Source organism: Stutzerimonas balearica DSM 6083 (assembly GCF_000818015.1).
Classification (GTDB): domain Bacteria; phylum Pseudomonadota; class Gammaproteobacteria; order Pseudomonadales; family Pseudomonadaceae; genus Stutzerimonas; species Stutzerimonas balearica.
Genome location: NZ_CP007511.1, coordinates 1,482,858 through 1,507,401, shown reverse-complemented (window position 1 = coordinate 1,507,401; position 24,544 = coordinate 1,482,858). Strand labels below are relative to the sequence as shown.

General features: G+C 65.8%; 24 protein-coding genes. 15 read left to right on the top strand and 9 right to left on the bottom strand.

The genetic code is table 11. The features are described 5' to 3' along the window. Nucleotides 1–61: 61 nt before the first annotated feature. On the top strand, nt 62–619 hold the full coding sequence (locus CL52_RS06935; protein WP_043219319.1) for a Tll0287-like domain-containing protein: 558 nt from the start codon (nt 62–64) through the stop codon (nt 617–619). Nucleotides 620–711: 92 nt separating this feature from the next. Next, the gene (locus CL52_RS06930) at nt 712–1,467 is read left to right on the top strand and encodes a sulfite exporter TauE/SafE family protein (protein WP_043219316.1); all 756 of its coding nucleotides are present in this window, start codon (nt 712–714) and stop codon (nt 1,465–1,467) included. On the opposite strand, the gene CL52_RS06925 is transcribed toward CL52_RS06930, so the two are convergent. Continuing rightward, the gene (locus CL52_RS06925) at nt 1,468–1,707 is read right to left on the bottom strand and encodes a DUF1127 domain-containing protein (RefSeq protein WP_043219314.1); all 240 of its coding nucleotides are present in this window, start codon (nt 1,705–1,707) and stop codon (nt 1,468–1,470) included. It lies immediately after the preceding gene. Between the two features lie 93 nt (nt 1,708–1,800). Here CL52_RS06925 and CL52_RS06920 point away from each other — a divergent pair, with 93 nt between their 5' ends. Then, on the top strand, nt 1,801–2,655 hold the full coding sequence (locus CL52_RS06920) for a LysR substrate-binding domain-containing protein (RefSeq protein WP_043219311.1): 855 nt from the start codon (nt 1,801–1,803) through the stop codon (nt 2,653–2,655). Between the two features lie 3 nt (nt 2,656–2,658). Here CL52_RS06920 and CL52_RS06915 read toward each other — a convergent pair whose 3' ends face one another. Further along, nucleotides 2,659–3,147, bottom strand: coding sequence for a MarR family winged helix-turn-helix transcriptional regulator (locus CL52_RS06915; protein WP_200628245.1), 489 nt, complete (start codon nt 3,145–3,147; stop codon nt 2,659–2,661). A 162-nt stretch (nt 3,148–3,309) separates the two neighbouring features. On the opposite strand from CL52_RS06915, the gene CL52_RS06910 reads away from it, so the two are divergent. From CL52_RS06910 to CL52_RS06890, 5 genes are all read left to right on the top strand, one after another. Then, nucleotides 3,310–5,082: an N-acetylglutaminylglutamine amidotransferase gene (locus tag CL52_RS06910; protein WP_043219306.1), complete on the top strand. Its 1,773-nt coding sequence runs from the start codon at nt 3,310–3,312 to the stop codon at nt 5,080–5,082. A gap of 84 nt (nt 5,083–5,166) precedes the next feature. Next, nucleotides 5,167–6,909 carry an N-acetylglutaminylglutamine synthetase gene (gene ngg / locus CL52_RS06905; protein WP_041106195.1) on the top strand — a complete coding sequence of 581 codons (1,743 nt, stop codon included), beginning with the start codon at nt 5,167–5,169 and terminating at the stop codon, nt 6,907–6,909. 103 nt (nt 6,910–7,012) lie between these two features. Further along, nucleotides 7,013–8,206 (top strand): osmoprotectant NAGGN system M42 family peptidase, encoded by a 1,194-nt coding sequence (locus CL52_RS06900; RefSeq protein ID WP_043219304.1) that lies wholly within the window; start codon nt 7,013–7,015, stop codon nt 8,204–8,206. Between the two features lie 183 nt (nt 8,207–8,389). Then, nucleotides 8,390–11,134, top strand: coding sequence for a hybrid sensor histidine kinase/response regulator (locus CL52_RS06895; protein ID WP_043219301.1), 2,745 nt, complete (start codon nt 8,390–8,392; stop codon nt 11,132–11,134). 11 nt (nt 11,135–11,145) lie between these two features. Beyond that, nucleotides 11,146–11,376, top strand: a complete 231-nt coding sequence (locus CL52_RS06890; RefSeq protein WP_041106201.1) for a YheU family protein — start codon at nt 11,146–11,148, stop codon at nt 11,374–11,376. Between the two features lie 6 nt (nt 11,377–11,382). On the opposite strand, the gene CL52_RS06885 is transcribed toward CL52_RS06890, so the two are convergent. From CL52_RS06885 to CL52_RS06865, 5 genes are all read right to left on the bottom strand, one after another. Then, entirely contained in the window at nt 11,383–11,811 is a 429-nt protein-coding gene (locus CL52_RS06885; protein WP_043219297.1) for a hypothetical protein, read from the bottom strand. A 112-nt stretch (nt 11,812–11,923) separates the two neighbouring features. After that, complete coding sequence (locus CL52_RS06880; protein ID WP_043222987.1) at nt 11,924–13,045, bottom strand: MFS transporter; 1,122 nt, start codon at nt 13,043–13,045, stop codon at nt 11,924–11,926. Nucleotides 13,046–13,151: 106 nt separating this feature from the next. Then, nucleotides 13,152–13,958 (bottom strand): SDR family oxidoreductase, encoded by an 807-nt coding sequence (locus CL52_RS06875; protein ID WP_043219295.1) that lies wholly within the window; start codon nt 13,956–13,958, stop codon nt 13,152–13,154. A 170-nt stretch (nt 13,959–14,128) separates the two neighbouring features. Then, nucleotides 14,129–15,784, bottom strand: a complete 1,656-nt coding sequence (locus CL52_RS06870; RefSeq protein WP_041106208.1) for a cation acetate symporter — start codon at nt 15,782–15,784, stop codon at nt 14,129–14,131. Nucleotide 15,785: 1 nt separating this feature from the next. Then, a complete protein-coding gene (locus CL52_RS06865; RefSeq protein ID WP_041106209.1) occupies nt 15,786–16,100 on the bottom strand; it encodes a DUF485 domain-containing protein in 315 nt (104 codons plus the stop codon). A gap of 404 nt (nt 16,101–16,504) precedes the next feature. Between CL52_RS06865 and CL52_RS06860 the strand changes: the two genes are divergently transcribed. Beyond that, entirely contained in the window at nt 16,505–18,094 is a 1,590-nt protein-coding gene (locus CL52_RS06860; RefSeq protein WP_052264523.1) for a glycoside hydrolase family 17 protein, read from the top strand. Here the strand turns inward: CL52_RS06860 and CL52_RS06855 are convergent. Then, nucleotides 18,055–18,447, bottom strand: coding sequence for a hypothetical protein (locus CL52_RS06855; RefSeq protein ID WP_043219291.1), 393 nt, complete (start codon nt 18,445–18,447; stop codon nt 18,055–18,057). The genes CL52_RS06860 and CL52_RS06855 overlap by 40 nt on opposite strands. A gap of 223 nt (nt 18,448–18,670) precedes the next feature. Between CL52_RS06855 and CL52_RS06850 the strand changes: the two genes are divergently transcribed. Next, complete coding sequence (locus tag CL52_RS06850; RefSeq protein WP_043219289.1) at nt 18,671–19,963, top strand: alpha/beta fold hydrolase family protein; 1,293 nt, start codon at nt 18,671–18,673, stop codon at nt 19,961–19,963. Continuing rightward, nucleotides 19,956–20,726, top strand: coding sequence for an MlaA family lipoprotein (locus CL52_RS06845; RefSeq protein ID WP_043219286.1), 771 nt, complete (start codon nt 19,956–19,958; stop codon nt 20,724–20,726). Before CL52_RS06850 ends, CL52_RS06845 begins: the two co-directional genes overlap by 8 nt. Before the next feature lie 4 nt (nt 20,727–20,730). On the opposite strand, the gene CL52_RS06840 is transcribed toward CL52_RS06845, so the two are convergent. Further along, entirely contained in the window at nt 20,731–21,660 is a 930-nt protein-coding gene (locus CL52_RS06840) for a lipid A biosynthesis lauroyl acyltransferase (protein WP_043219284.1), read from the bottom strand. Between the two features lie 156 nt (nt 21,661–21,816). Between CL52_RS06840 and minC the strand changes: the two genes are divergently transcribed. The 4 genes from minC to CL52_RS06820 all read left to right on the top strand — a co-directional run bounded on the left by minC (nt 21,817) and on the right by CL52_RS06820 (nt 24,530). Beyond that, nucleotides 21,817–22,542, top strand: coding sequence for a septum site-determining protein MinC (gene minC / locus CL52_RS06835; protein ID WP_043219281.1), 726 nt, complete (start codon nt 21,817–21,819; stop codon nt 22,540–22,542). A gap of 93 nt (nt 22,543–22,635) precedes the next feature. Beyond that, the gene (gene minD, locus CL52_RS06830) at nt 22,636–23,451 is read left to right on the top strand and encodes a septum site-determining protein MinD (RefSeq protein WP_041106220.1); all 816 of its coding nucleotides are present in this window, start codon (nt 22,636–22,638) and stop codon (nt 23,449–23,451) included. Next, nucleotides 23,448–23,705 (top strand): cell division topological specificity factor MinE, encoded by a 258-nt coding sequence (gene minE / locus CL52_RS06825; protein ID WP_041106222.1) that lies wholly within the window; start codon nt 23,448–23,450, stop codon nt 23,703–23,705. Before minD ends, minE begins: the two co-directional genes overlap by 4 nt. Before the next feature lie 189 nt (nt 23,706–23,894). Continuing rightward, a complete protein-coding gene (locus CL52_RS06820) occupies nt 23,895–24,530 on the top strand; it encodes an RluA family pseudouridine synthase (protein WP_041106224.1) in 636 nt (211 codons plus the stop codon). The last annotated feature ends 14 nt before the right edge of the window (nt 24,531–24,544 follow it).

The following is a 24,544-nucleotide window of genomic DNA, read 5'->3' as shown; positions in this document are numbered from 1 at the left end:
ATCGTGCTTTCCACATACTCCCCCCCCTATAATCAGCACATTCAAACCGAAGGAAAGCCCGATGCACAAAGCCAGCCTGATCGCCCTGAGCCTGCTCTCGGCGCACCTGTATGCCGCCACTCCCGCCACCGATGACCCGCTGCGCCAGGAAGCCGCGAGCCTGATCCCGCCGTTCCAGCAGCAATTGCTGGCCACGGTGAAACAGGCCATGGCCAGCGGCGGCCCGACCAAGGCGGTGAAGAGCTGTCACCTGCTGGCGCCGGTGATCGCCTCGGAACACAGCCGTGAGCCCTGGCGTGTCGGCCGGACCGCGCTGCGCCTGCGCAATCCGGACAACGCTCCGGACGCCTGGGAGCGCAAGGTGCTGGAGCAGTTCGAACAGCGCGCCGCGGCCGGCGAGCCGCTGGAACAGCTCAATCACGGCGAGGTCATCGGTAACGAGTACCGCTACATGCAAGCCATCGGTACGGGCGAGCCTTGCCTGGCCTGTCACGGCACCGCGGTAAAACCGGAGCTGGTCAGCCTGATTTCCCGCTACTACCCGGACGATCAGGCGCGCGGCTTCAGCCAGGGCGACTTGCGCGGCGCCTTCACCTTGCGCAAGGCTCTGTCCCAGTAACCGGGCGCGCCGGCGCCACCGACCGGAGAAAGCATGCCGTTCACCAAATCCCGTGGCGCTCGACCTAACCGGCGCCGAGGCGGCAGCGCCTGATGGACGCGCTGCTGTTCGAAGCGTTGGGCATCGGCATCGTGCTCGGCCTGTTGCTGGGCCTGACCGGCGCCGGCGGCTCGCTGGTCGCCCTGCCACTGCTATTGAGCCTGCACCTGCCGTTGCGCGATGCGATCGGCGTCAGCCTTGGCGCAGTGGCGATGTCGGCCTTTGTCGGCGCCGTGCCCCGCGCCCGCCTCGGCCAGGTCGCCTGGCGCCCGGCGCTGTTGCTGGCGCTCTGTGGCTTGCCCGGTAACGCGGCCGGTCAGTGGTTGGGACGCTACGTGCCGGAAAAATGGCTGATCGTCGCCTTCTGCCTGCTGGTGCTGTGGTCGGCTGTGCGCATGTGGCGCGGCGCGAAGCTGCCGCTGCGCGAAGGCCGGGCCATGCGCTACCCGGCGCTCGCCGGCATCGGCTTCGGCGTCGGCATGCTGTCGGGCCTGATGGGTGTGGGGGGTGGTTTTCTCATCGTGCCGGCGCTGTTGTGGTTCAGCCCGCTGCCACTGCTGGCCGCCATGGGCACCTCGATGGCGGTGATCGCCCTGGTCAGCGGCGGGGGCTTTCTGCTCTACCTGACCGGCGCACAGCCGCCATTGGCCCTGCTCGCCGGCCTGGCCGGCGGTGGCGCCTGTGGCGTACTCACCGGCAACCGCCTGGCGCAGTACCTCAGCGGCACCCTGCTGCAGCGACTGTTCGCGCTGATGCTGGTCACCGTCAGCCTTTCGCTGGGGGTGCAGAAGCTGCTGCTGGGGCACTGATCAGCCGCGGTCCTGAGGATCGTCCCAGAATGGCCGGCTGATCTCTGCCTCGACGTCGGCGCGGCTCAGCCCCAGATCCTTCAGCGCATGCTCGTCCAGCGCCGCCAGCTGGCGACGTTGGCGCGCCAGCCGATGCCAGCGCCGCAGGCGCGCCAGCAGCCGCCCTGCCGAGAGCGGCGGCAGCCGCCATTCGTCGAACCAACGCAGCGGGTGATGCAGTGGGATTCGTTGCCGGTTCATCGCGTGTCCTCCTCTGGATGGCGAAAGTGTCGCCACCCGGCTACGATCAATCCAACGAATACTTCTGATGCCAGCCATCTGCGAGATTGATCCATGGCCCACTACCCCAGCATCGACACGGAGCTGCTGCGCAGCTTTGTCGCCATCGCCGACCACGGCGGCTTCACCCGTGCCGCCGAAGCGGTCAACCGCACCCAGTCGGCGGTCAGCATGCAGATGAAGCGACTCGAGGAAGACGTGCTGCAGCGCCCGCTGTTCGAGCGCAGTGGCCGGCAGGTAACGCTCACAGCCGAGGGCCAGGTGCTGCTCGGCTACGCCAGGCGCATCCTCAAGCTGCACGGCGAGGTGATCACCACACTGCGCCAGCCGCACATGGTCGGCGCGGTGCGCATCGGCACGCCGGACGATTACGTGATGCGCTTCCTGCCCGGCATCCTGGCGCGCTTCGCCCAGGCCTATCCGCTGGTCCAGGTAGAGGTGCATTGCGAACCGTCCGGGCAACTGCTGGGGCGCAAGGATCTCGACCTGACCATCGTCACCCGCGAACCGGGCACCGAGATCGGTCAACTGCTGCGCCAGGAGCGCTTCGTCTGGGCCGAAGCGGCCGGCTTCGACCTGCATCAGCAACGGCCGATACCGCTGGCAATGTTCAACAGTGGCTGTTTCTGCCGTGCCTGGGTGTGCAACGCGCTGGAGGCGGCAGAAATCGACTACCGCATCGCCTACACCAGCCCGAGCCTGTCGGCGATCATGGCGCTGGTCGGCGCCGGCCTGGCAGTGACCGCTCAGTTGCAGAGCCTGATTCCCACCGACCTGCGCATTCTCGGCGAGGCCGAAGGGCTGCCGCCGCTGCCGCTGTCGAGCATCGTGCTACTGCGCAACGCACAGACCCAGTCGCCGGTAACCGAGGCACTGGCCGAGTACATCGTCGACGGCTTCCGCCAGTAGCGCTCAGCCGACTTCGCCGCAGAGGCTGGCCGCGCGCAGCAGCGCCGCGGTGATCGCATGCCGTTCCCAGTCCGGCAGCGCGGCAAAGCGCGCACGGAACTCGGGCGGCAGCAGCGGCGGCGCTTCCTGCAGCAGCGCGCGCCCCTCGTCCGTCAGCAGCAACCACTGGCGGCGCCGATCGGACTCATCGCGATGGCGGCGCAGCAGGCCACCCTCTTCGAGTCGATCCAGCACACCGGACAGCGTTGCCGCCGTCAGGCTGACCCGCCGGCTGAGTGCGCTGGCCGTCTGCTGCCCCTCGCCGGCCAGCACCTGCAGGATCATCAGCTGCACGGGCGTCAGCCCGCCGAAACGCGCCAGGCGTTTGGCGTGCACTTCGGCGTCCTGCTGCAAGCGCCGCAGGGCCTGGAACAGGCTCAGGTCGAAGATGCTCCCACCCGCGATATCAGTTTCACTCGAAAGCTTTCCTTCACTCACAATTAGATAACTCATTGAGTAATAACTTTGACATCAAAGCATTAATTTGCTTTGGTGTAAAAGACGTGGCGGCCCGTCGCCCGCTCGAGGGTTCATACGAGCGCAGCCTGCCCAGGGCTGAACCAACCGTGCGACGCGCCAGTCAGACTCCCCAACGGCACAACCGGTAAGGAACTTATGTGTGGCATAGCTGGAGAACTTCGCTTCGATAACCAACCGGCCGATCTGGCAGCGGTTGAACGAATCACCCAACACCTCACGGCTCGCGGCCCGGACGCCTGCGGGTTCCATAGCCAGGGCCCGCTCGCCCTCGGCCACCGCCGGCTGAAGATCATGGATCTGTGCGAAGCCTCGGGGCAGCCGATGATCGACCCGACGCTCGGCCTGGCGATGGTCTTCAATGGCGCCATCTACAACTACCCGGAACTGCGTGCCGAGCTCGAAGGGCTTGGCTATCGCTTCTTTTCCGACGGCGACACCGAAGTCCTGCTCAAGGGCTATCACGCCTGGCGCGAGGCGCTGCTGCCCCGCCTGAATGGCATGTTCGCCTTTGCCATCTGGGAGCGCGACAGCGGCCAGCTGTTCATCGCCCGCGATCGCCTCGGCATCAAACCCCTGTATCTGTCGCGTACCGGCAAGCGCCTGCGGTTCGCCTCGAGCCTGCCTGCGCTGCTGCAGGGCGGCGATATCACCGGCGAGCTGAACCCGGTCGCGCTCAATCACTACATGAGCTTTCACGCCGTGGTTCCGGCGCCGGACACGCTCATCGCCGGCATCGAGAAAATGCCGCCAGCGAGCTGGATGCGCATCGACAGCCAGGGCACCGTGACCACCCAGCGCTGGTGGGAATTGCGTTTCGGTGCGGACGAGAGCGAGCAGGATTACAGCTTCGAGGACTGGCAACAGAAGACCCTCGACACGCTGCGCGAAGCCGTGGCGATCCGCCAGCGCGCAGCGGTGGATGTCGGCGTGCTGCTCTCCGGCGGGGTGGATTCGAGCCTGCTGGTGGGCCTGCTGCGTGAGGCGGGGGTCGGCGAAAACCTGCTGACCTTCTCCATCGGCTTCGAGGATGCCGGCGGCGAACGCGGCGACGAGTTCAACTACTCGGACCTCGTCGCGCGGCACTTCCAGACGCGCCATCACCAGCTGCGCATCCGCGAACGCGAGATTCTCGAGCAGTTGCCCGCGGCCTTTCGTGCGATGAGCGAGCCGATGGTCAGCCACGACTGCATCGCCTTCTATCTGCTGGCACGCGAAGTCTCCAAGCATTGCAAGGTGGTGCAGAGCGGCCAGGGCGCCGACGAGTTGTTCGCCGGTTACCACTGGTATCCGCAGGTCGATGGCGCCAGCGATCCGGCCGCCGCCTACCTTAAGGCGTTCCGCGACCGCGACTACGAGGAGTACCAGGCACTCATGCAGGCACGCTGGCACAAGGGCGACTTCTCCGGCGATTTCGTTCGCCAGCACTTTGCCCAGCCTGGTGCGGACGCCGCAGTGGACAAGGCGCTGCGCATCGACAGCACCGTGATGCTGGTCGACGACCCGGTCAAGCGCGTCGACAACATGACCATGGCCTGGGGCCTGGAGGCGCGCACCCCGTTTCTCGACTACCGCGTGGCCGAGCTTTCGGCCCGCATTCCGGCACGCTACAAGCTGCCCGAGGGCGGCAAGTACGTACTCAAGGAAGCCGCGCGCCAGGTCATCCCGGCCGAAGTCATCGACCGTCCGAAAGGCTATTTCCCGGTGCCCGGCCTCAAGCATCTGCAAGGGGACACGCTCGACTGGGTTCGTCAGTTGCTGCTCGACCCGAGCCAGGATCGCGGCCTCTACCAGACCGATGCCATCGAGCGGCTGCTCGCCGATCCGGATGGCCAGTTGACCCCGCTGCGCGGCTCAAAACTCTGGCAGCTGGCAGCGGTCAACCTATGGTTGAGCGAACAAGGCCTCTAAGCACAGGCTCGCGCGCGCCAGCCGCGGCTCCCTGGCGGAAGCCCGGCCTCGGCGCAGCCTGAGCCACCTTCAAGGAAACGCACCATGCAGAAGTCTCAAGCCTACGGACAGCGCCTGCTGCGCGGCCAGACGCCGTCCTACCAGCGTCTGCAGCAGCGGCTGGCCGAAGACGGCCGTGAGGAACCGGGCGCCCCGGTCAGCGTGCATTGCGGCTGGGGTCGCATTCTCATCGGCCACACCTACCCGGACCCGGCCGAGCTCGCCACCGACCTGCTCAACGAGAAGCCCGGCGAGCGCGACATTGCCCTCTATGTGGCGGCGCCACACCAGGTGCTGGCGCATGCGCCGCAGCAGCTGTTTCTCGACCCGTCGGACACGCTGCGCATCTGGTTCACCGATTACCGCCCGGCGCAAAAAGGTGTACGGGGTTTCTGCGTGCGCCGCGTGCAGAACGAGGCGGACTGGCAGGCCGTCAATGCGCTGTACCAGAGCCGCGGCATGATGCCCGTCGAGCCGGGGCGCTGCACCCCGCGCGAGGAAGGCGGGCCCGTCTACTGGCTGGCCGAAGACGAGAGTTCCGGGCAGATCCTCGGCAGTGTCATGGGTCTGAACCATCACAAGGCCTTCAACGATCCTGAGCTCGGCTCGAGCCTGTGGTGCCTCGCGGTATCGCCCAGCTGCCCGCGCCCGGGTGTCGGCGAAGCGCTGGTACGGCATCTCATCGAGCATTACATGGGCCGCGGGCTGGCCTACCTCGACCTCTCCGTGCTGCACGACAACAGCCAGGCCAAGGCCCTGTACGCCAAGCTCGGTTTCCGCGACCTGCCGACCTTCACCGTCAAACGCAAGAACAGCTTCAACCAGCCGCTGTTCCTCGGCCCGGGGCCCGAAGCGGAGCTCAACCCCTACGCCAGGATCATTGTCGACGAAGCGCGTCGGCGCGGCATCGAGATCGCCATCGATGACGCCGAGGCCGGGTTGTTCACCCTGACCCAGGGTGGGCGCCGGGTACGTTGCCGCGAGTCGCTGTCGGACCTGACCTCGGCTGTCAGCATGACGCTGTGCCAGGACAAGCAACTGACCCACCGCACGCTCGCCCGCGCCGGCATTCGCCTACCCGCTCAGCAGCTTGCAGCCAGCGCGCAGGACAACGCCGCGTTTCTCGCCGAGCATGGCAGCGTGGTGGTCAAGCCGGTGAACGGCGAGCAGGGCCAGGGGGTTGCGGTCGACCTGCGCGACGCCGAGGCGCTAGAGCACGCCGTCGAGCGCGCCCGGCAGTTCGACGGCCGGGTGCTGCTGGAGAGCTACCACCCAGGGCTCGACCTGCGCATCGTGGTGATCGGCTACGAGGTGGTCGCCGCGGCGATTCGTCGTCCCGCCCAGGTCATCGGCGACGGCCGCAACACCATCGGCGCGCTGATCGAAGCGCAGAGCCGGCGGCGCCAGGCGGCTACCGGCGGCGAAAGCCGGATTCCGCTGGATGACGAAACCCACCGCTGCCTGCAGGAAGCCGGGCTCGATGTCGACAGCGTGCTGGAGCAAGGCCGGCAGCTGGCCGTACGGCGCACCGCCAACCTGCATACCGGAGGCACCCTGGAAGACGTCACCGAGCAACTGCATCCGGAACTCGCCGACGCTGCGGTACGCGCGGCGCGGGCGCTGGACATTCCCGTGGTCGGCCTGGACCTGCTGGTCGAGGCCGCCGATCGCCCGGACTACGTCTTCATCGAGGCCAACGAGCGCGTTGGCCTTGCCAACCATGAGCCGCAACCGACGGCCGAGCGCTTCATCGACCTGCTGTTCCCGCTCAGCCACAACACGCACTGAGCGACGAGCAGGCCTCTCTGTCGACCGGCCGCGCGAAGCACGGCCGGCGCGCTTCCATTCCCTTGCAAGCACGCGGCTCGGTGCCGCAATGGAGTTCAAGCCCATGCATGCAACGCTACCTGAACCCGATCTCAACTATCTGCAACGCATCCTTCTGGAAATGCTCGCCATTCCCAGCCCGACCGGCTTCACCGACACCATCGTGCGCTACGTCGCCGAGCGGCTGAAGGAGCTGAACATTCCCTTCGAGCTGACCCGTCGCGGCACCATCCGCGCGACGCTCAAGGGCCGGCGCTACAGCCCGGACCGTGCCGTCGCGGCGCACCTCGACACCATTGGCGCGATCGTCCGGGAAATTCACGACAGCGGCCGGCTGGGGCTGGCCCCGGTGGGCTGCTGGTCCAGTCGTTTCGCCGAAGGCAGCCGGGTCAGCGTGTTCACCGATACCGGCGTGATAAGGGGCAGCGTGCTGCCACTGCTTGCCTCCGGCCACGCCTTCAATACCGCCGTGGATGACGCACCGATCAGCTGGGACCACGTCGAACTGCGCCTGGATGCCTACACCTACAGCCGCGCCGAGACCGAAGCGCTCGGCGTCAATGTCGGTGACTTCGTCGCCTTCGACCCGCTGCCGGAATTCACCGAGAACGGTTACATCAGCGCCCGCCACCTGGACGACAAGGCTGGCGTCGCCGCCCTGCTGGCGGCGCTCAAGGCCGTGGTCGACAGCGGCCGCGAGCCGCCGATCGACATCCATCCGCTGTTCACCATCACCGAGGAAACCGGCTCCGGCGCCGCCGGTGCCCTGCCCTGGGACGTCAGCGAATTCGTCGGCATCGACATCGCGCCGGCGGCCAAGGGGCAGGCCTCGAGCGAGCACGCCGTGACCGTGGCGATGCAGGATTCCGGCGGCCCCTATGACTATCACCTGTCGCGGCACCTGCTGAAGCTGGCGACCGAGAACGAGATCCCGGTGCGCCGGGACCTGTTCCGCTACTACCACAGCGACGCACAGTCGGCGATCGAGGCGGGCCACGACATCCGCACCGCCCTGCTCGCCTTTGGCTGCGACGCCACCCATGGCTACGAGCGCACGCACATCGACAGCCTGGCCGCCATGGCGCGCCTGCTTGCCGGCTACATGCTGAGCCAACCGGTGTTCGCCAGCGACGCCCACCAGGCACAGGACTCCCTGGATCGCTTCAGCCATCAACTGGAGCACGATGCGCAGATGGAGAGCGAAACCCGTGTCCCGCCGGTGGACTCGCTGCTCGGTCGGCAGACGGACCGAGGCTGAAACGGGCGTGACAAAGCACCGGCTTCGATCACTCAAGGGTTGCCGCAAGCGGCAGGTCTGGGCACAGTAGCGCCCCGTCAGCGGATGTTTTCCGGGCTGCCTGGGCATTGACGCCAAACGGCAGCCTTTTTTGCGCGCTCGCACCGTTGGCACCATCGCCCAGCCAGCCTCACGGAATCGATCATGTTGGCGCGTCTCTGCCTGATGACCCTGCTCGTCCTCTGCCTGTCCGCCAGGGCCTGGGCGCTATCGCCGATCGAAGTCGACTCCCCGGACTTCCGACAGAACCTCGGCCCGGCGGTGCAGTATCTGGAAGACCCACAGGGCTCGCTGACCGTCGACGACGTGCTCGGGCTGCCCGACCGGCACTTCCATAAGGTTCAGGGCACGCACCTCAACCGCGGCAAGAACGATTCGACCTGGTGGCTGCGGCTGTCGCTCGACAACCAGTTGGCGCAGTCGCTGCAAGGCTTTCTCGAGATCGACTACGGCCTGCTCGACCACATCGAACTCTTTGTCCGGACTCCCGATGGCCGTCTGAGTCGCCAGCTCTCCGGCGACGAAATGCCCTTCTCGCAGCGCCCGGTCAAGGTCAGCAGCTTCTGGTTCCCCACTGAATTGCCCCCCGGCACCAGCACGCTGGTGCTGCGCATCAAGACCAGCAGCACCCTCTACGTACCGCTGTACTTTTCCACCACCAGCGCCAGCGCCCACGCCCAGGAGTACACCGCCGGAGTCAGCGGCGCTTTCTACGGCGTGCTGTTCGCGATGTTCTGCTACAACCTGTTTCTCTTCGTCTCACTGCGCGAGCCGGCCTATTTCTGGTACCTGATCTACAACCTGAACGTCGGCCTGTTCGCGCTGGCCTTCGACGGCCTGCTCGCCCGCTGGCTGCCCGAGCACAGCGCCCTTGTAGCCACCGCCATCTATGCGCTGATGTTCAGCCACTGCCTCGTGGCGATCCAGTTCAGCCGTCACTTCCTGCATACCCGCGAGCACTTCCCTCGGCTCGACGGCGCACTGCGCGTCGCCCTGCTGCTCGCGCTGCTGGCGCTGATCTCCGGGCCGCTGTTGCCCTTGCAGACCTGGAGCGTGCAGGCAAGCATCACGGTCATCGTGACCTCCATCGGGCTGCTGGCCACCGGTGCCTTCGTCTGGCGCCATGGCGTGCGCTACGGGCTGTACTACACGCTGGCCTGGGGCGTGCTGCTGGCTTCCTTCGTCATCGTCACCGCCGGCTCGCTCGGCTTCGAGCTGTTCGGCCTGTACGGCCCGGCGGTGGTCAAGACCAGCGTGACCTTCGAACTGATCACCCTGTCGCTTGGCCTCGCCGATCGCATCAACCGCCTGAAGGAGGAAGGCTTCCGCTCGCGGCAGGCGGCCGAACAGGCCCACAGCGAAAGCGAGGCCAAGGGCCGCTTCCTGGCCAAGATGAGCCACGAGATCCGCACACCGCTCAATGGGGTGCTGGGCATGCTGCAGCTGCTGCGCGAAACCGAGCTCGACCGCAGCCAGCGGTTCTACCTCGACACCATCACCAGCTCGGGCAACTCGCTGATGAAGGTGATCAACGACATCCTCGACTATGCCCGCATCGGCTCGGGCAAGCTCAGCCTCGAAGACATCGAATTCGATCTTGAGGCGCTGATCTCCGAAACCATCAGCCTGTTCGCCGCGCAGGCATTGAAGAAGCAACTGAGCCTGCACGTCGGGCTGCAGGCCCAGGTGCCGCGCCGCGTGCGTGGCGATCCGACTCGGCTCAAGCAAGTGCTGATGAACCTGCTGAGCAATGCGCTGAAATTCACCGAGCAGGGCTATGTACGCCTGGATGTCGCCTGCATCCAGACCACCGAAGGCCAGACGCGCCTGCATTTCTGCGTCAGCGACAGCGGTATCGGCATGCGCGCGCAAGTCCTGGCCACGCTATTCGAGTCGTTTTCGCAAGGCGACTCGAGTACCACCCGCCGCTACGGTGGCAGCGGCCTCGGGCTCGCCATCAGCAAGGAGCTGGTTGAAATGATGCAGGGGCAGATCCGGGTGCAGAGCGCCCCGGGCCAGGGCAGCCGTTTCAGCTTCGACATCCCGCTGCGCAGCGCCGCCGACGACAACGACCCGCTACGCCCGTTGCTGGCTGGCCAGCCCGCCTTGCTGGCCTCGCTGGACAACCAGGGACTCGACTCGCTGAGCCACCTGTTGCGACGCTGGGGCATGCGCACCGAGCGCTGCCACGAGCCCGAGCGCCTGGTCGACTACCTTGACGACTATCCCGTCCCGCCGTTGCTGGTTCTGCTTGAGCCCTGGCCGGGTAGGCCCAGCGAGTGGGTGAAGCGCCTGGAAGCCCAGTTGCCCAGGCTGCAGCCGGTGCTGCTGCTGTTCTCGCCACTGCACCGGCAGGCACCGAGCTCCAACCATCTGCGCCTGGCCTGCGTACCGCTGCCGCTGCAGAGCGGCCCGCTGCGTGAGGCCCTGCAGGGCCTCTACGAGGCGCCTCCCGGGCCGGCCGACCACACGCAAGCCGGCGCCGAAACCGGCACGACGCCCGCAGTGCTGATTGCCGAGGACAACCCGGTGAACCAGATGGTGCTTCGCGGGCTGCTGAAAAAGCGCGGCTACCAGGTGAAGCTGGCCGAGAACGGCGCGGCCACCGTACAGCTGTACCGACGCGACCCCGGTGCCGTTCAGCTGATTCTCATGGATTGCGAAATGCCCGAGCTTGACGGCTACGAGGCCAGCCGGCAGATTCGCGCGCTGGAAGCCGAACAGGGCTGGCCGCGGGTACCCATCCTCGCCGTGACCGCGCATTCGCTGGACGAGCAGCGAGCGCGGGCGCGCGCTGCCGGCATGGACGGCTTCCTGGCCAAACCGGTGGTCGCCGACGAGCTCTATGCCTGTCTCGAGCGCCACCTGCATACAGCGCTCAGCGAGTGACCCGACGACCGATGCTGATTCCCCATGACCTGCTCGAAGCCGACACCCTGACCCGTCTGATCGAGGATTTCGTCACCCGCGAGGGCACCGACAACGGCGACGAGACGCCGCTGGACACGCGCGTGGCCCGGGTGCGCCGGGCGCTGGACAAGGGCGAGGCGGTAATCGTGTTCGACCCGGACAGCCAGCAATGTCAGCTGGCGCTCAAGCGCGACGTGCCCAAGGCCTGGCTGGAGGACTGAGCGCGCTCAGCCCAGCAGGGCGCTCTCGCGCTCCCAGGCGCAGCGCAGGCGCATCTCGCTGTGCTCCGGGCTGTGGCAGCCGCTGTCGGTCTCCCAACGAAAGGTGTGCGAGCCGTTCAGCTCGGTTTCCAAGTGCACCACGGCGCTGCTCCAGTACAGGCGGCGCAACAGTTGCTCGAAGCGCTCCACCCAGAGCGACCACTCGTATTCGATGGCCGGATAGCTGGCGCCGAAGTGGATGATCTGCGTCTGGTAGAGGCCCTGCTCCGCCTGGCGGCAGAAGGAAAACATCTCGCGGCCAAGAAACGGCCAGGCTTCGCCGCGCGGCAGGGCCTCCAGCGCGGCTCGGTTGCACTCACGGCGACGGCGGCACTCGTCGGGGTCGGCAGCCGGCCAATCGCGGATGCAGCCGTATACGATGGATTCGGACTCCAAGCGACAACTCCGATCAGGCCTGGGCGGAAACGGCCAGCTTTCTAGCACAGCGCGAAGCGGCGGTCATCCGGACTGAGGCGGGATATGAAGCAGGCCACAGCTCTGCCCCGCGCTAGTGCCGCGCACGCAGGCGCAGCGCCAGCACACTCATGCAGGCGGCCATCGCCGCCAGCACCAGAAAGGGGGTGCGGTAATTTCCCGCCAGATCACGACCGAGGCCGCTGAGCACCGGAGACAGACAGGCCAGGCTGTACCCGGTGCACAGCATCATCGCGGTCAGCCGACTGACCGCCAGGGGCGAGCCGGCCTCGTACATTGGCAGTACCAGCGCCAGCGAGAAGGTGCCGTTGAGCGCCACTCCGAGCAGCATGCACACCAGGAGCGGCTGCCAGCCGGGACGCAAGGCGATTGCCGCCAGGCAGGCCGTGGCCAGCACGCCGCACCCGGCCATCAGCAGATGCCGGCGCCCGAAGCGCTGTGCCAGCCAGGGCATGGCGAAGGCGCTGGGCAGGCCGATCAGCATGAAGCCGCTGAAGAAGGCATTGCTTTGCAACAGGCTGAAGCCGGCCTCGTGATAACGCGCCACCAGCCAGGTCGCCAAGGCATAGAAGAGCCCCGCCTGCAGCGCGAAGTAGACGCTCACCAGCCAGGCACGCGGCTCGTGCCAGGGCAGCCCGGCGCGCTGCTCGGTGCCGGGCTCGGCGCGGCTGGGCAAGCGCATCCAGAGCAGCAGCGCCAGCAACGCGGGCAGCGCCCAGAAGGCCAGCCCGAGCGTCCAGCGTTCGCCGAGCAGCTGAGTGACCGGCGCAGTCAGTACCACGCCGAGGGTGCCGCCAATGGCCATGCTCAGCGAATACCAGGCGGCCGTCTGACCGATCCGCTCGAGGAAGTGACGCTTGATGTAGCCCGACAGCAGCGGACCGGCGATGGCGATGCCGGTACCGACGACGGCCGCGCTGCCGATCAGCACGACCGGTTGCTCGGCAAAGAGGCGCAGGGTCAGTGCGGCGGCGATGAGCAGCATGCACAGGGCGATGGCCCGTTCCAGCCCCCAGCGCACCGCCAGACGCGGCGCCAGCGGGGCCAGCAGGCCCATCAGCAGCACCGGCAATGCGGTCGTCAGGCTGACCACGCCGCGACCGAGCCCGAGCTCGGCGGCAATGCGTTCGATCAGTGGGGCGAAGGAAGTGATGCCAGGGCGAAGGTTGATGGCGGCCAGTACCAGAGCCAGCATCAACACGGCGCGGGAAGGTTTGCTCACGATTTGCGTGCCTGCTCAAGCCGGGGCAGGCAACCCTACCCCCGGGCGCGCCAAGCGGCAAGCATTCCCGACCGCTCGATCAGGTTTTTCCCTTGCTGCGCTTCTTCTCGGCCAGCAGCGCCATTTCCTCGTAGATGGCCTGCGGGTTCTGCTGCTTGAGCTTCCAGGCCATGCGCCCTTCTTCGTGCGGCAGAATCATGAAGGTTCCCTTGGCGATCTCCTGGTAGATGTACTCGGCGATGTCGGCCGCGGTGATCGGCGAGCCGGCCAGCAGCTTGGCCACCTGTTCCTTCATGTTCGGCGTCGGGCCGCGGAACGAATCGAGCAGGTTGGTCTGGAAGAACGACGGGCATACCACATGCACCGCCACCTCCTGCTGCCGCAGCTCGACCAGCAGACTTTCGGAGAGCGCGACCACACCGGCCTTGGCGACGTTGTAGTTGCTCATCGCCGGAGCCTGCATCAGCGCGGCCATCGAAGCGATGTTGATTAGGCGCCCCTTGCTGCGCTGCAGCAGCGGCAGAAAGGCCTTGCAACCCTTGACCACGCCCATCAGGTTGATCGCGATCTGCCACTCCCAGTCTTCGAGCGATAGCTCCTCGAAGAACCCGCCCGAGGCAACGCCGGCGTTGTTGACCACTACATCGATGCCGCCGAGCTTTTCCTCGCAGGTCTGGGCCAGGGCGATGAGCTGGCTATAATCACGCACGTCGCAGCGCTGGGTAAAGCCGTCCCCACCGGCATCGCGCACCATTGCCAGGGTTTCGGCAAGTCCTGCCTCGTTGACGTCCGAGAGTGCCAGGCGCCAGCCTTCACGCGCCCAGCGCAGGGCGATCTCGCGTCCCAGTCCCGAGCCTGCGCCCGTAATCATCATGCGGTTCTGCATCGTTCGCTGCCTTCTTGTTGTTTGCTCGCGGTGGGCCGGAGTCTAGCGAAAGCGCAGTGGGCGGCCGTCGACCATCAGGGCGATGAATGCCCCTGGCAAACCGTGCCGTCACCCCTGCCGCAGAACGAAAAAAGGCAGCCCGAAGGCTGCCTTTTTCATTACCGCTGCGGTCAGTGTGCAACTGCACCCGTCGCGCCCAGACCGGTCTGCGAACGCACGAACTGCGGGAAGAAGCGAGCACGCTCTTCCTCTGCCGCCTTGGACTTGTCGGTAACCGAGAAGAACCACAGGCCCGCGAACGACGCGATCATCGCGAACAGCGCCGGGTACTTGTACGGGAAGATCGCCTGCTCGAAGTGCAGTACGTCGACCCATACGGTCGGGCTGAGGATGGTCAGCAGCAGCGCGGTGATCAGACCCATCGCGCCGCCGAGCAGGGCGCCGCGGGTGGTCAGGTTCTTCCAGTACATGGAAAGGAACAGAATCGGGAAGTTGCAGCTGGCTGCCACGGAGAACGCCAGGCCCACCATGAAGGCGATGTTCTGCTTCTCGAAGGCGATGCCGAGCAGGATGGCGACCACACCCAGCGCCAGGGTGGTGCGCTTGGTGACCTTCATCTCGTCTTCCTCGCGCGCCTTGCCCTTCTTGATCACGCAGGCATAGAGGTCGTGCGCGACCGCCGAAGCGCCGGCCAGCGCCAGCCCGGCAACCACGGCCAGGATGGTGGCAAAGGCCACGGCGGAAATGAAGCCGAGGAAGAAGTTGCCGCCCACGGCCTTGGCCAGGTGGATTGCGACCATGTTGCTGCCGCCGACGATGGCGCCGGTGGCGTCCTTGAACTCCGGATTGGTCATCACCAGCAGGATCGCGCCGAAGCCGATGATGAAGGTCAGGATGTAGAAGTAGCCGATGAAGCCGGTGGCGTAGAACACGCTCTTGCGGGCTTCCTTGGCGTCACCCACGGTGAAGAAGCGCATCAGGATGTGCGGCAGACCAGCGGTGCCGAACATCAGCGCCAGGCCCAGGGAGATTGCCGAAATCGGGTCGGAAACCAGACCGCCGGGGCTCATGATCGCCTGCTTGTTCGGGTGCAGCGCGACGGCCTCGGCAAACAGACGGCTGAAGTCGAAGCCGACGTTGTACATCACCATCACCGCCATGAAGGTTGCGCCCGAGAGCAGCAGCACGGCCTTGATGATCTGTACCCAGGTGGTCGCCAGCATGCCGCCGAACATCACGTACATGACCATCAGCACGCCGACCATCACCACGGCGACCAGGTAATCGAGGCCGAACAGCAGCTGGATCAGCTTGCCGGCACCCACCATCTGGGCGATCAGATAGAAGGCCACGACGATCAGCGAACCGAACGCCGAGAGCACGCGGATCGGCGTCTGGCCGAGGCGATAGGACGCGACGTCGGAGAAGGTGAACTTGCCCAGGTTGCGCAGGCGCTCGGCCATCAGGAACAGGATCACCGGCCAGCCGACCAGGAAGCCGATCGAATAGATCAGGCCGTCATAGCCGCTGGTGAACACCAGTGCGGAAATACCGAGGAAGGATGCAGCCGACATGAAGTCGCCAGCGATCGCCAGGCCGTTCTGGAAGCCGGTGATGCTGCCGCCGGCGGTGTAGTAATCGGAAGTGGAGGTGTTGCGCTTGGCCGCCCACTTGGTGATGCCCATCGTGAAGATGATGAACACCACGAACATGCTGATAGCGGTCCAGTTGGTTGCCTGCTTCTGGACGTCGCCAGTCAGGGCATCGGCAAACAGCGCCGGAGAAGCTGCCAGCAGCGCGGCAGCGATCAGAAAACGGGCAATCATCTTATTTCTGGGCCTCTTTCAGGATTTCCTGAGTCATGCGGTCGAACTCACCGTTGGCGCGCTGTACGTAGACGCCGGTGAGCGCGAATGACAGGAAGATCAGCCCCAGACCGGCCGGGATGCCCCAGGTGGTCACGGAACCGGCGCTCAGGGGGGAGCCGAGCAGCTTGGGATCGAAAGCGATCACCAGGATGAAGGCGAAGTACGACGCGAGCATGATGACGGCCAGCGTCCAGGCGAAGCGGCCGCGCTTGGCAACCAGCTCTTGGAAGCGTGGGTCGGCATGGATCTGCCGGTAAACATTTTCATTGTTCATTGGATTGTCTCCACACGATCACAGGCCGCCCGGTGGCGACCAGGCGGCTAATTTACGGTCGGCAAAGGCGATTTCCACCCGACTTTAGTCTGGCTGCATATCGCTGAAACGGCCGTTTCAGAGCCGCTCCAACATCCTGAAATATCTTGTAAGCCGCGGTGCGCGGGCCTTCCGTGCCAGCAGGCATGACTTTTGTCATGGCGCACGAACATGAATCCTGTGCATGAAAAAGTGACGAAGCGGGCCATACATCGGCACCGGCATGGCAGATGCGGCCCGATAACCACGGCGTGACATGGGTCACGGACTCAAGCGCCTCGCTGGCGCCATCGAGATAACGCCCTCCCCTGTCTGCCCGTTTGAGGCTCGGCTAAGATGCGCGCCCCGCTCAACGAGCCTTCGCAATGCACGCTTCCGCCCGTCGCCCACTCCTGCCGTTGTTGCTTGCCAGTGTCCTGGCGCTGTCCGCCATGGCGCTGTTCTGGTACCAGCAGGGCCGAGCCGTACCGCTGCCGGATCTGACCCGGGCCGGCAAGCTGCAGTGCGCGTCCTACAGTCCGTTCGATAAGGATCAGTCCCCCTTCGACCAGCCCTTGCGGCTGCGCCCGGAGCGCATCGACGCCGATCTGGCGCTGCTCGCCGAACGCTTCAGCTGCGTGCGAACCTATTCGATGGAGGGGCTCGAGGCAGTGCCCGAACTGGCTCGCAAGCACGGGCTGCGGCTGCTGCTGGGCGCCTGGGTGAGCCGTGACCCACAGGCCACGCGCCGCGAGATCGAGCAACTGATACGCACCACGCAGGCCAACGCCGATCTGGTGGATGCCGTGATCGTCGGCAACGAGGCACTGCTGCGCAAGGAAGTCACCGCCGGCCAGCTGATCGCGCTGATCGAAGAGGTCAAGGCCGCCGTTGCGGTCCCGGTCACCTACGCCGACGTCTGGGAGTTCTGGCTGCGTCACCCTGAGGTGGCGCCGGCGGTGGATTTCCTGACCATCCACCTGCTGCCCTATTGGGAAGATGAACCGACCGGCATCGACGACGCACTGCGACAGGTCGCCGAGGTTCGCCGGACGTTCGGCAATGCCTTCGCACCAAAGGATATTCTCATCGGCGAGACCGGCTGGCCGAGCGAAGGTCGCCAGCGCGAGACCGCCGTGCCAAGCCGCATCAACCAGGCGCTGTTCGTTCGCGGCTTCGTGCAGCTGGCCGAAGCCAATGGCTGGCGATACAACCTGATCGAAGCCTTCGACCAGCCATGGAAGCGCATCAGCGAAGGGGCCGTCGGCGGCTTTTGGGGGCTCTACGACGCTGACCGACAGGACAAGCACATTCTCGTCGGGCCGGTCAGCAACCTGCCGCACTGGCCGCTGTGGCTAGCCGGCGCGGCTGCGCTCTGGTTGCTCGCCCTGCTGGCGGCCGGCATTCCGGGCGACCGCCGTGCAGCCGCCAGCCTGCCCATCCTCGCGGCACTTGGCGCCTCCCTGACGATGGCATTCGCCGAACTGGCGCTGGTAACCAGCCGCACGCTTGGCGAGGCGGCCTGGGCTGGCGCATTGATCGTCCTGAATCTGCTGGTGCTGCTGCACGCCGCGCTCGCTGCCGGCAGCCGACGGGGCTGGCGCGGGCATGCCTTCGCCTGGATCGAGGCACGCGCCGGCTGGCTGCTTCTGGCCGCAGGTTTCGCTGGCGCGGTGACCATGCTGGCGCTGGTGTTCGACGCCCGCTACCGGAGCTTCCCGAGTACCGCGCTGCTGCTGCCGGGACTGGTCTGCACCCTGCGCCCAGCCGTCGCCGCGCGCCGCGAGCTAAGCCTGCTGGCCGCCCTGATCGCCGCCGGCATCGCACCGCAACTGTTGCAGGAAGGGCTGGACAACCAGCAGGCGCTGGCCTGGGCAGGGACTGCCGCGCTGCTGGTCGTGGCGCTGTGGCGCGGCATTCGTCGGGCGGCGGATCGTCACCGCGCCGGGGCGCAACAATCGTCCGCGGCCGCCTGACGTCGTACCAGTCGCAAGCCGGCCAGTACCACAGCGAAGGCGGCCAGGCTCGCGCTGTAGAGCACCAGCGCAGCCACACCGCAGAACAGCGAAAACACCGCCAGCCAGCTGCCCAGCGGCCGGCGAATGAGGCTGGCGACCAGCGCACCGGCCAATGCCAACCAGGCGAGCAGGCGCCAATGGACGATCAGCCCAAGCGCCGCGCGCGCCTGGCAGGTGAGCTGTTCAGGCTGGGCCAGACAGCGCTCGAGCCAGGTGGCATCCTCCATCAGGGCGAAGCGCGCCCAGTAGAGCGCCGCGAGCCACAGGCACAGCAGCAGGGAAACAGGCAGCAAGGCAGGTACGCGGCGCATCACGGGGCTCCACTCGGCGAGGCGGCACAGCATAGCGGGCGCGACGTCGCGCGCAAGCCGAGGCGTTCTGGTTTGCCGCGGCAGGCTGCGGCATGCTCGCTGCCGTGCTAACAAAGTGCCGCTGCGCTGGTCTTACATCATCAGCCATCGCGCGTTCGCTTCCGTTCGTCGAACTAGGGGCTTCACGGTTCGCCCATTTGAAGAGCCGTGCCGGAGACCGACCATGCTGCAGCTGCTGCGCCTGATTCCCCTGCTGACCTTGCTGGCGCTACCAGCCCATGCGACGGATATCAGCGCCGAAGAATACGGCTTTCCGCTGGACAACCCGTTCGAGGCAACGATTGCCAGCACCCCTCTCGAACTGCGCGCCTCGGTACCGCTGGACGACGACATCGACCAGCGTGACTACAGCCTGCGGCTGCGCCCGGAGCGCGAGTTTTCCCTGCCGGACAATTTCTGGCCGGTCAAGCGCCTGGGTTACCGCCTGGCCCGCCAGGACGGCCCGGCACCGCTGATCTTCGTGATCTCGGGAACCGGCGCGCGCTACTCGGCCAGCAAGACCGAAGCGCTCAAGCGGCTCTTCTACGGGGCCGGCTTCCACGTCGTTCAGCTCTCCTCGCCGACCAGCTATGACTTCATGGCCGCGGCCTCGCGCTACGCCACGCCCGGGCTCAGCCGCGACGATGCGAAGGACCTCTATCGCGTCATGCAGGCCGTGCGTGCCCAGCAGCACGACCTGCCGGTGACCGACTTCTACCTGGTCGGCTATAGCCTCGGGGCGCTCAACGCCGCCTTTGTCAGCGAGCTCGACGAAACGCGTCAGAGCTTCAATTTCAAGCGCGTGCTGCTGATCAACCCGCCGGTCAACCTCTATACCTCGATCAGCAACCTGGACAAGCTTGTCCAGACCCGGGTCAAGGGCGTCGACGACAACACCACCTTCTACGAGATGATCTTCGAGAAGCTCACCCGCTATTACCATCAGAAGGGCTATATCGACCTGAGCGATGCGCTGCTCTACGACCTCCAGCAGTCGCCGCAGCGCATGACCGACGAGCAGATGGCAATGCTGATCGGCTCGGTGTTTCGCCTTTCAGCGGCCGACATCACCTTTACCTCCGATCTGATCAATCGACGCGGCCTGATCACTCCGCCCGATTATCCGATCAACGAAGGCACCAGCCTGGAGCCGTTCTTCCGCCGCGCGATGCAGTGCAACTTCGACTGCTACATCACCGAGCAGCTGATTCCCATGTGGCGCGCTCAATATGACGGGGGCGGCCTGCCGCAACTGATCGATCAGGTCAGTCTCTACGCGCTCGAGGACTATCTGCGCAGCAGCCGCAAGATCGCCGTGATGCACAACGCCGACGATCTCATTCTCGGCCCCGGCGACATCGGGTTTCTGCGCCGCACCTTTGGCGACCGGCTGATGCTGTATCCGCGCGGCGGCCACTGCGGCAACCTCAGTTACCGAGTCAATGCCAAAGACATGCTGGAGTTCATTCGTGGCTAGGTATCTATCGCTGCTGCTGGCAGCCCTGTTGAGTGGCGCCCTGCACGCCGAACCGCGCACGGTGGACGACGACGGCTTCACTCACCCGCTGCGTGAGCTGCGCTTCAACCCGGGGCTGGATCAGCGTGAATTCGAGCGTGCCACCTTCCAGGCGCTGGCGATCTACGATCCGTTCGAATCCTTCAACCGGCGCATGTACCACTTCAACTACCGGCTCGATCAGTGGGTGATGCTGCCGGTGGTGCGCGGCTACCAGTACGTCACGCCGCGCTTCGTACGCACCGGCGTGAGCAACTTCTTCAGCAACCTCGGCGAAGTGCCGACGCTGGCCAACAGCCTCCTGCAGCTCAAGGGCAAGCGGGCGATGAACGCCACCGCGCGGCTGCTGTTCAATACCATCCTCGGCGTCGGCGGTCTCTGGGATCCGGCCAGCCGCATGGGGCTGGTCCGCCAACCCGAGGACTTCGGCCAGACGCTCGGTCACTGGGGATTGCCGCGCGGTCCCTATCTGATCCTGCCGGCACTGGGCCCGTCGAACCTGCGCGATGCCACCGGGCTGGCAGTCGATTTCTCCCTCGAGCGGCAGGTCGACTACCTCAGCTATGCGCAGGCCAGCGGCGGCGAGTTCGGTATCACCGCACTGCGCCTGGTCGACATGCGCTACACCACCAGCTTTCGCTATGGCCAGCTGAACTCACCGTTCGAATACGAGCAGATTCGCTACGTCTACAGCCGCGCCCGCGAGCTGCAAGTCGCCGAGTGACACCTCAGGCCCGGCGGTAGAGGCTCGCCTCGCCTTCCGGGCGCGTCTTGAACCGGCGGTGCGCCCAGAGGTATTGCTCGGGCGTTGCGCTTACCACCTGCTCGACCCAACGATTGATGCGCAGGCAGTCGGCCTCCTCGCTCTCGCCCGGAAAATCCGCGAGCGGCGGGTGGATCACCAGGCGATAGCCGGAGCCATCGGCCAGGCGCTCCTGGGTGAAGGGCAGCACCAGCGCGCGGCCGAGCCTGGCGAACTTGGTCGTGGCGGTGACCGTCGCGGCGGGGATGCCGAACAGCGGCACGAACAGGCTCTGCTTGCGGCCGTAGTCCTGGTCCGGCGCATACCAGATCGCACGGCCGGCACGCAGCACCTTCAGCATGCCGCGCACGTCTTCGCGTTCGATGGCCGACGCATCGAGGTTGTGCCGTTCACGGCCACGACGCTGGATGTAGTCGAACAGCGGATTCTTGTGCTCGCGGTACATGCCGTCGATGGTATGCCGCTGGCCCAGCAGCGCCGCGCCGATCTCCAGCGTGGTGAAATGCAGCGCCATGAGGATGACGCCGCGTCCTTCGGCCTGGGCGGCCTGCAGGTGTTCGAGGCCCTCGATGTGGGCCAGGCGCTGAAGACGCGCGCGCGGCCACCACCAGCTCATGGCCATCTCGAAGAAGGCGATGCCGGTGGAAGCGAAGTTGTCCTTGAGCAAGCGCTCACGCGCGGCCTCATCCAGCGCCGGGAAGCACAGCTCGAGGTTGCGCCGGGCGATGCGGCGCCGAGACCCGGCCACTCGATACATCAGTGCTCCGAGCACGCGCCCCAGGCGCAGCAACGCCGCGTAAGGCAACTGCACCAATAGCCACAACAGGCCAAGCCCGAGCCAGAGCAACCAGAACCGCGGGTGCAGGAAATAGGTGCGAAAACGGGGACGATCCATAACCACACTCGAACTGAACAAACCGCGCATTCTAGCGGCAAACCACGTGCAGGCCGACCCGCGACGCATGGCGTTCCGTCCGCCAGCCGGCCGGCGGCTTGCAGGCGGCGGCGCGCCCCGTTATAAGTCCTCGCCATTTACCGCAGCAGGCAGACCATGAGCCAAGCCGAACCTGATACCCAAGCCCCCGTTTTCCAGCTCAAGGGCAGCATGCTCGCCATCACCGTACTCGAACTGGTGCGCAACGACCTGGACAATCTCGACCAGCAGCTTGCCGCCAAGGTCGAACAGGCACCGGACTTCTTCAACAACACGCCGCTGGTACTCGGTCTGGACAAGCTGCCGGAGGGCGGCCTGGAGGTGGATCTGCAGGCCCTCGTTGCGCTCTGCCGCAAGCACGGCCTGCTGACCCTTGCGGTGCGGACCGGTCAGGCCGCCTATATACAGGCGGCGGGTGTGCTCGACATTCCGGTGCTGCCCCCGTCCGGCGCACGCGAGCGCAAGCTCGACCTGGACAGCAAGACACCCACCAAGCCGAGCGAACCCCAGTACCGCCCGAGCCGCGTCGTGACCACGCCCATCCGTGGCGGCCAGCAGGTCTATGCCCAGGGCGGCGACCTGATCGTGATTGCCCCGGTCAGCCCCGGCGCGGAACTTCTCGCCGATGGCAACATCCATGTCTACGGTCCGCTTCGCGGCCGTGCCCTGGCCGGCATCAAGGGCGACACCAACGCCCGGATCTTCTGCCAGCAACTGGCCGCCGAACTGGTCTCGATCGCCGGCCATTACAAGGTCGCCGAAGACCTGCGGCGCGAGCCTTTATGGGCCGAAGCCGTGAAGATCGGGCTCGCTGGCGACGTGTTGAACATCACCCGCCTTTAACGGATACTGCCGCGAATTTTCCGCACCAAAAACCGGGCTATCCCGCGCCGATCGGCAGGCGGGCCCGACTATTCATATTTAGGGTGAATCACCTTGGCCAAGATCCTCGTAGTCACTTCCGGCAAGGGTGGCGTTGGTAAAACCACTACCAGTGCCGCCATCGGTACCGGCCTCGCTCTGCGTGGCCACAAGACCGTCGTGGTCGATTTCGACGTTGGTCTGCGCAACCTCGACCTGATCATGGGCTGCGAGCGCCGCGTGGTGTACGACTTCGTCAATGTCATCAATGGCGATGCGACCCTCGGCCAGGCGTTGATCAAGGACAAGCGCCTGGAAAACCTCTACGTGCTGGCCGCCAGCCAGACTCGCGACAAGGACGCGCTGACGCTCGAGGGCGTGGGCAAGGTCATCGACGAGCTGAGCCAGAACTTCGAATACGTGATCTGCGATTCGCCGGCCGGCATCGAAAAAGGTGCACACCTGGCCATGTACTTCGCCGACGAAGCCATCGTGGTGACCAACCCGGAAGTCTCCTCGGTGCGTGACTCCGACCGCATGCTGGGCCTGCTGGCCAGCAAGTCGCGCCGTGCGGAAAACGGCCAGGAGCCGATCCGCGAACACCTGCTGTTGACCCGCTACAACCCCGAGCGCGTGCACAAGGGCGAGATGCTCGGTGTCGAGGATGTCGAGGAAATCCTGTCGATCCGCCTGCTCGGCGTGATCCCCGAATCCCAGGCCGTGCTCAAGGCCTCCAACCAGGGCATCCCGGTCATCCTCGACGATCAGAGCGATGCCGGCCAGGCCTACAGCGATGCTGTCGACCGCCTGCTCGGCAAGGAAGTCCCGCACCGTTTCCTCGACATGAAGAAGCCGGGCTTTCTGCAACGACTGTTCGGAGGCCGAGAATGAACCTCTTCGACTTCTTTCGTGAACGCAAGAAGAAGGAAACGCCAGCCGCGATCGCGAAAGAGCGCCTGCAGATCATCGTCGCTCATGAACGTGGCCAGCGCACCCAGCCCGATTATCTGCCGGCCCTGCAGAAGGAGCTGGTCGAGGTGATTCGCAAGTACGTGAACATCGACAGCGATCAGGTACAGGTAGCGCTCGAAGACCAAGGCAGTTGCTCGATCCTAGAACTGAACATCACCCTGCCCGATCGCTGAGAGCCCATCCGCGATCTGGCCCTGCTGCGTTAGAAACAGGCTCGGAATGCTCATTTACTTTAGTAGACTCCGCATCCTCGCCTGTTTTTGCCCCGCAGGTGTCTAGCCCGCGAAATCGTGGACAGGCTCTGAACACCGGCAATAAAAAACGGCGGCCCACGGGTCGCCGTATTCGTTTGTGGAAATTCCATGCCGCTGAGCAATATCGAGATCATCCATCAGGACGCCGCCCTGCTGGTGATCAACAAGCCCACCCTGCTGCTCTCGGTGCCTGGTCGCGCCGAGGACAACCGCGATTGCCTGGTCACCCGCCTGCAGGAAAACGGCTACCCCGAGGCGCGCATCGTGCACCGCCTGGATTGGGAGACCTCCGGCCTGATCGTCCTGGCGCGTGACGCGGACAGCCATCGCGAGCTGTCCCGGCAGTTCCATGATCGCGAGACGGAGAAGGCCTACACCGCCCTTTGCTGGGGCGAGCCCAGCGCCGACAGCGGCAGCATCGACCTCCCACTGCGCTACGACCCGCCGACCAAGCCGCGACATGTGGTCGACCACGAACTGGGCAAGCATGCCCTGACGTTCTGGCGCGTGCTCCAGCGCTGCGGCCACTACAGCCGCGTCGAGCTGACACCGATCACCGGACGTTCGCACCAGCTGCGCGTACACATGCTGTCGATCGGCCACCCGCTGCTCGGCGACCGACTCTATGCCCACGAAGCGGCTCTCCTCGCCCATGACCGCTTGTGCCTGCACGCCAGTCTGCTCTGCCTGAGCCATCCGCACAGCGGCGAGCGCCTGCGCTTCGAGAGCCCGGCACCGTTCTGAACGCACACCTCGGC

What these genes read in the sequence shown, in the direction of transcription:
- CL52_RS06935 (WP_043219319.1), top strand. Translation starts at nt 62, where the DNA reads ATGCACAAAGCCAGCCTGATCGCCCTGAGCCTGCTCTCGGCGCACCTG.
- CL52_RS06880 (WP_043222987.1), bottom strand. Translation starts at nt 13,045, where the DNA reads ATGCTGGCTCTGGTACTGGCCGCCATCAACCTTCGCCCTGGCATCACT.
- CL52_RS06860 (WP_052264523.1), top strand. Translation starts at nt 16,505, where the DNA reads ATGCACGCTTCCGCCCGTCGCCCACTCCTGCCGTTGTTGCTTGCCAGT.
- CL52_RS06840 (WP_043219284.1), bottom strand. Translation starts at nt 21,660, where the DNA reads ATGGATCGTCCCCGTTTTCGCACCTATTTCCTGCACCCGCGGTTCTGG.
- CL52_RS06920 (WP_043219311.1), top strand. Translation starts at nt 1,801, where the DNA reads ATGGCCCACTACCCCAGCATCGACACGGAGCTGCTGCGCAGCTTTGTC.
- CL52_RS06855 (WP_043219291.1), bottom strand. Translation starts at nt 18,447, where the DNA reads ATGCGCCGCGTACCTGCCTTGCTGCCTGTTTCCCTGCTGCTGTGCCTG.
- CL52_RS06910 (WP_043219306.1), top strand. Translation starts at nt 3,310, where the DNA reads ATGTGTGGCATAGCTGGAGAACTTCGCTTCGATAACCAACCGGCCGAT.
- CL52_RS06875 (WP_043219295.1), bottom strand. Translation starts at nt 13,958, where the DNA reads ATGCAGAACCGCATGATGATTACGGGCGCAGGCTCGGGACTGGGACGC.
- CL52_RS06865 (WP_041106209.1), bottom strand. Translation starts at nt 16,100, where the DNA reads ATGAACAATGAAAATGTTTACCGGCAGATCCATGCCGACCCACGCTTC.
- CL52_RS06930 (WP_043219316.1), top strand. Translation starts at nt 712, where the DNA reads ATGGACGCGCTGCTGTTCGAAGCGTTGGGCATCGGCATCGTGCTCGGC.
- CL52_RS06925 (WP_043219314.1), bottom strand. Translation starts at nt 1,707, where the DNA reads ATGAACCGGCAACGAATCCCACTGCATCACCCGCTGCGTTGGTTCGAC.
- CL52_RS06915 (WP_200628245.1), bottom strand. Translation starts at nt 3,147, where the DNA reads ATGAGTTATCTAATTGTGAGTGAAGGAAAGCTTTCGAGTGAAACTGAT.
- CL52_RS06890 (WP_041106201.1), top strand. Translation starts at nt 11,146, where the DNA reads ATGCTGATTCCCCATGACCTGCTCGAAGCCGACACCCTGACCCGTCTG.
- CL52_RS06900 (WP_043219304.1), top strand. Translation starts at nt 7,013, where the DNA reads ATGCATGCAACGCTACCTGAACCCGATCTCAACTATCTGCAACGCATC.
- CL52_RS06850 (WP_043219289.1), top strand. Translation starts at nt 18,671, where the DNA reads ATGCTGCAGCTGCTGCGCCTGATTCCCCTGCTGACCTTGCTGGCGCTA.
- minE (WP_041106222.1), top strand. Translation starts at nt 23,448, where the DNA reads ATGAACCTCTTCGACTTCTTTCGTGAACGCAAGAAGAAGGAAACGCCA.
- minC (WP_043219281.1), top strand. Translation starts at nt 21,817, where the DNA reads ATGAGCCAAGCCGAACCTGATACCCAAGCCCCCGTTTTCCAGCTCAAG.
- CL52_RS06870 (WP_041106208.1), bottom strand. Translation starts at nt 15,784, where the DNA reads ATGATTGCCCGTTTTCTGATCGCTGCCGCGCTGCTGGCAGCTTCTCCG.
- ngg (WP_041106195.1), top strand. Translation starts at nt 5,167, where the DNA reads ATGCAGAAGTCTCAAGCCTACGGACAGCGCCTGCTGCGCGGCCAGACG.
- CL52_RS06820 (WP_041106224.1), top strand. Translation starts at nt 23,895, where the DNA reads ATGCCGCTGAGCAATATCGAGATCATCCATCAGGACGCCGCCCTGCTG.
- CL52_RS06895 (WP_043219301.1), top strand. Translation starts at nt 8,390, where the DNA reads ATGTTGGCGCGTCTCTGCCTGATGACCCTGCTCGTCCTCTGCCTGTCC.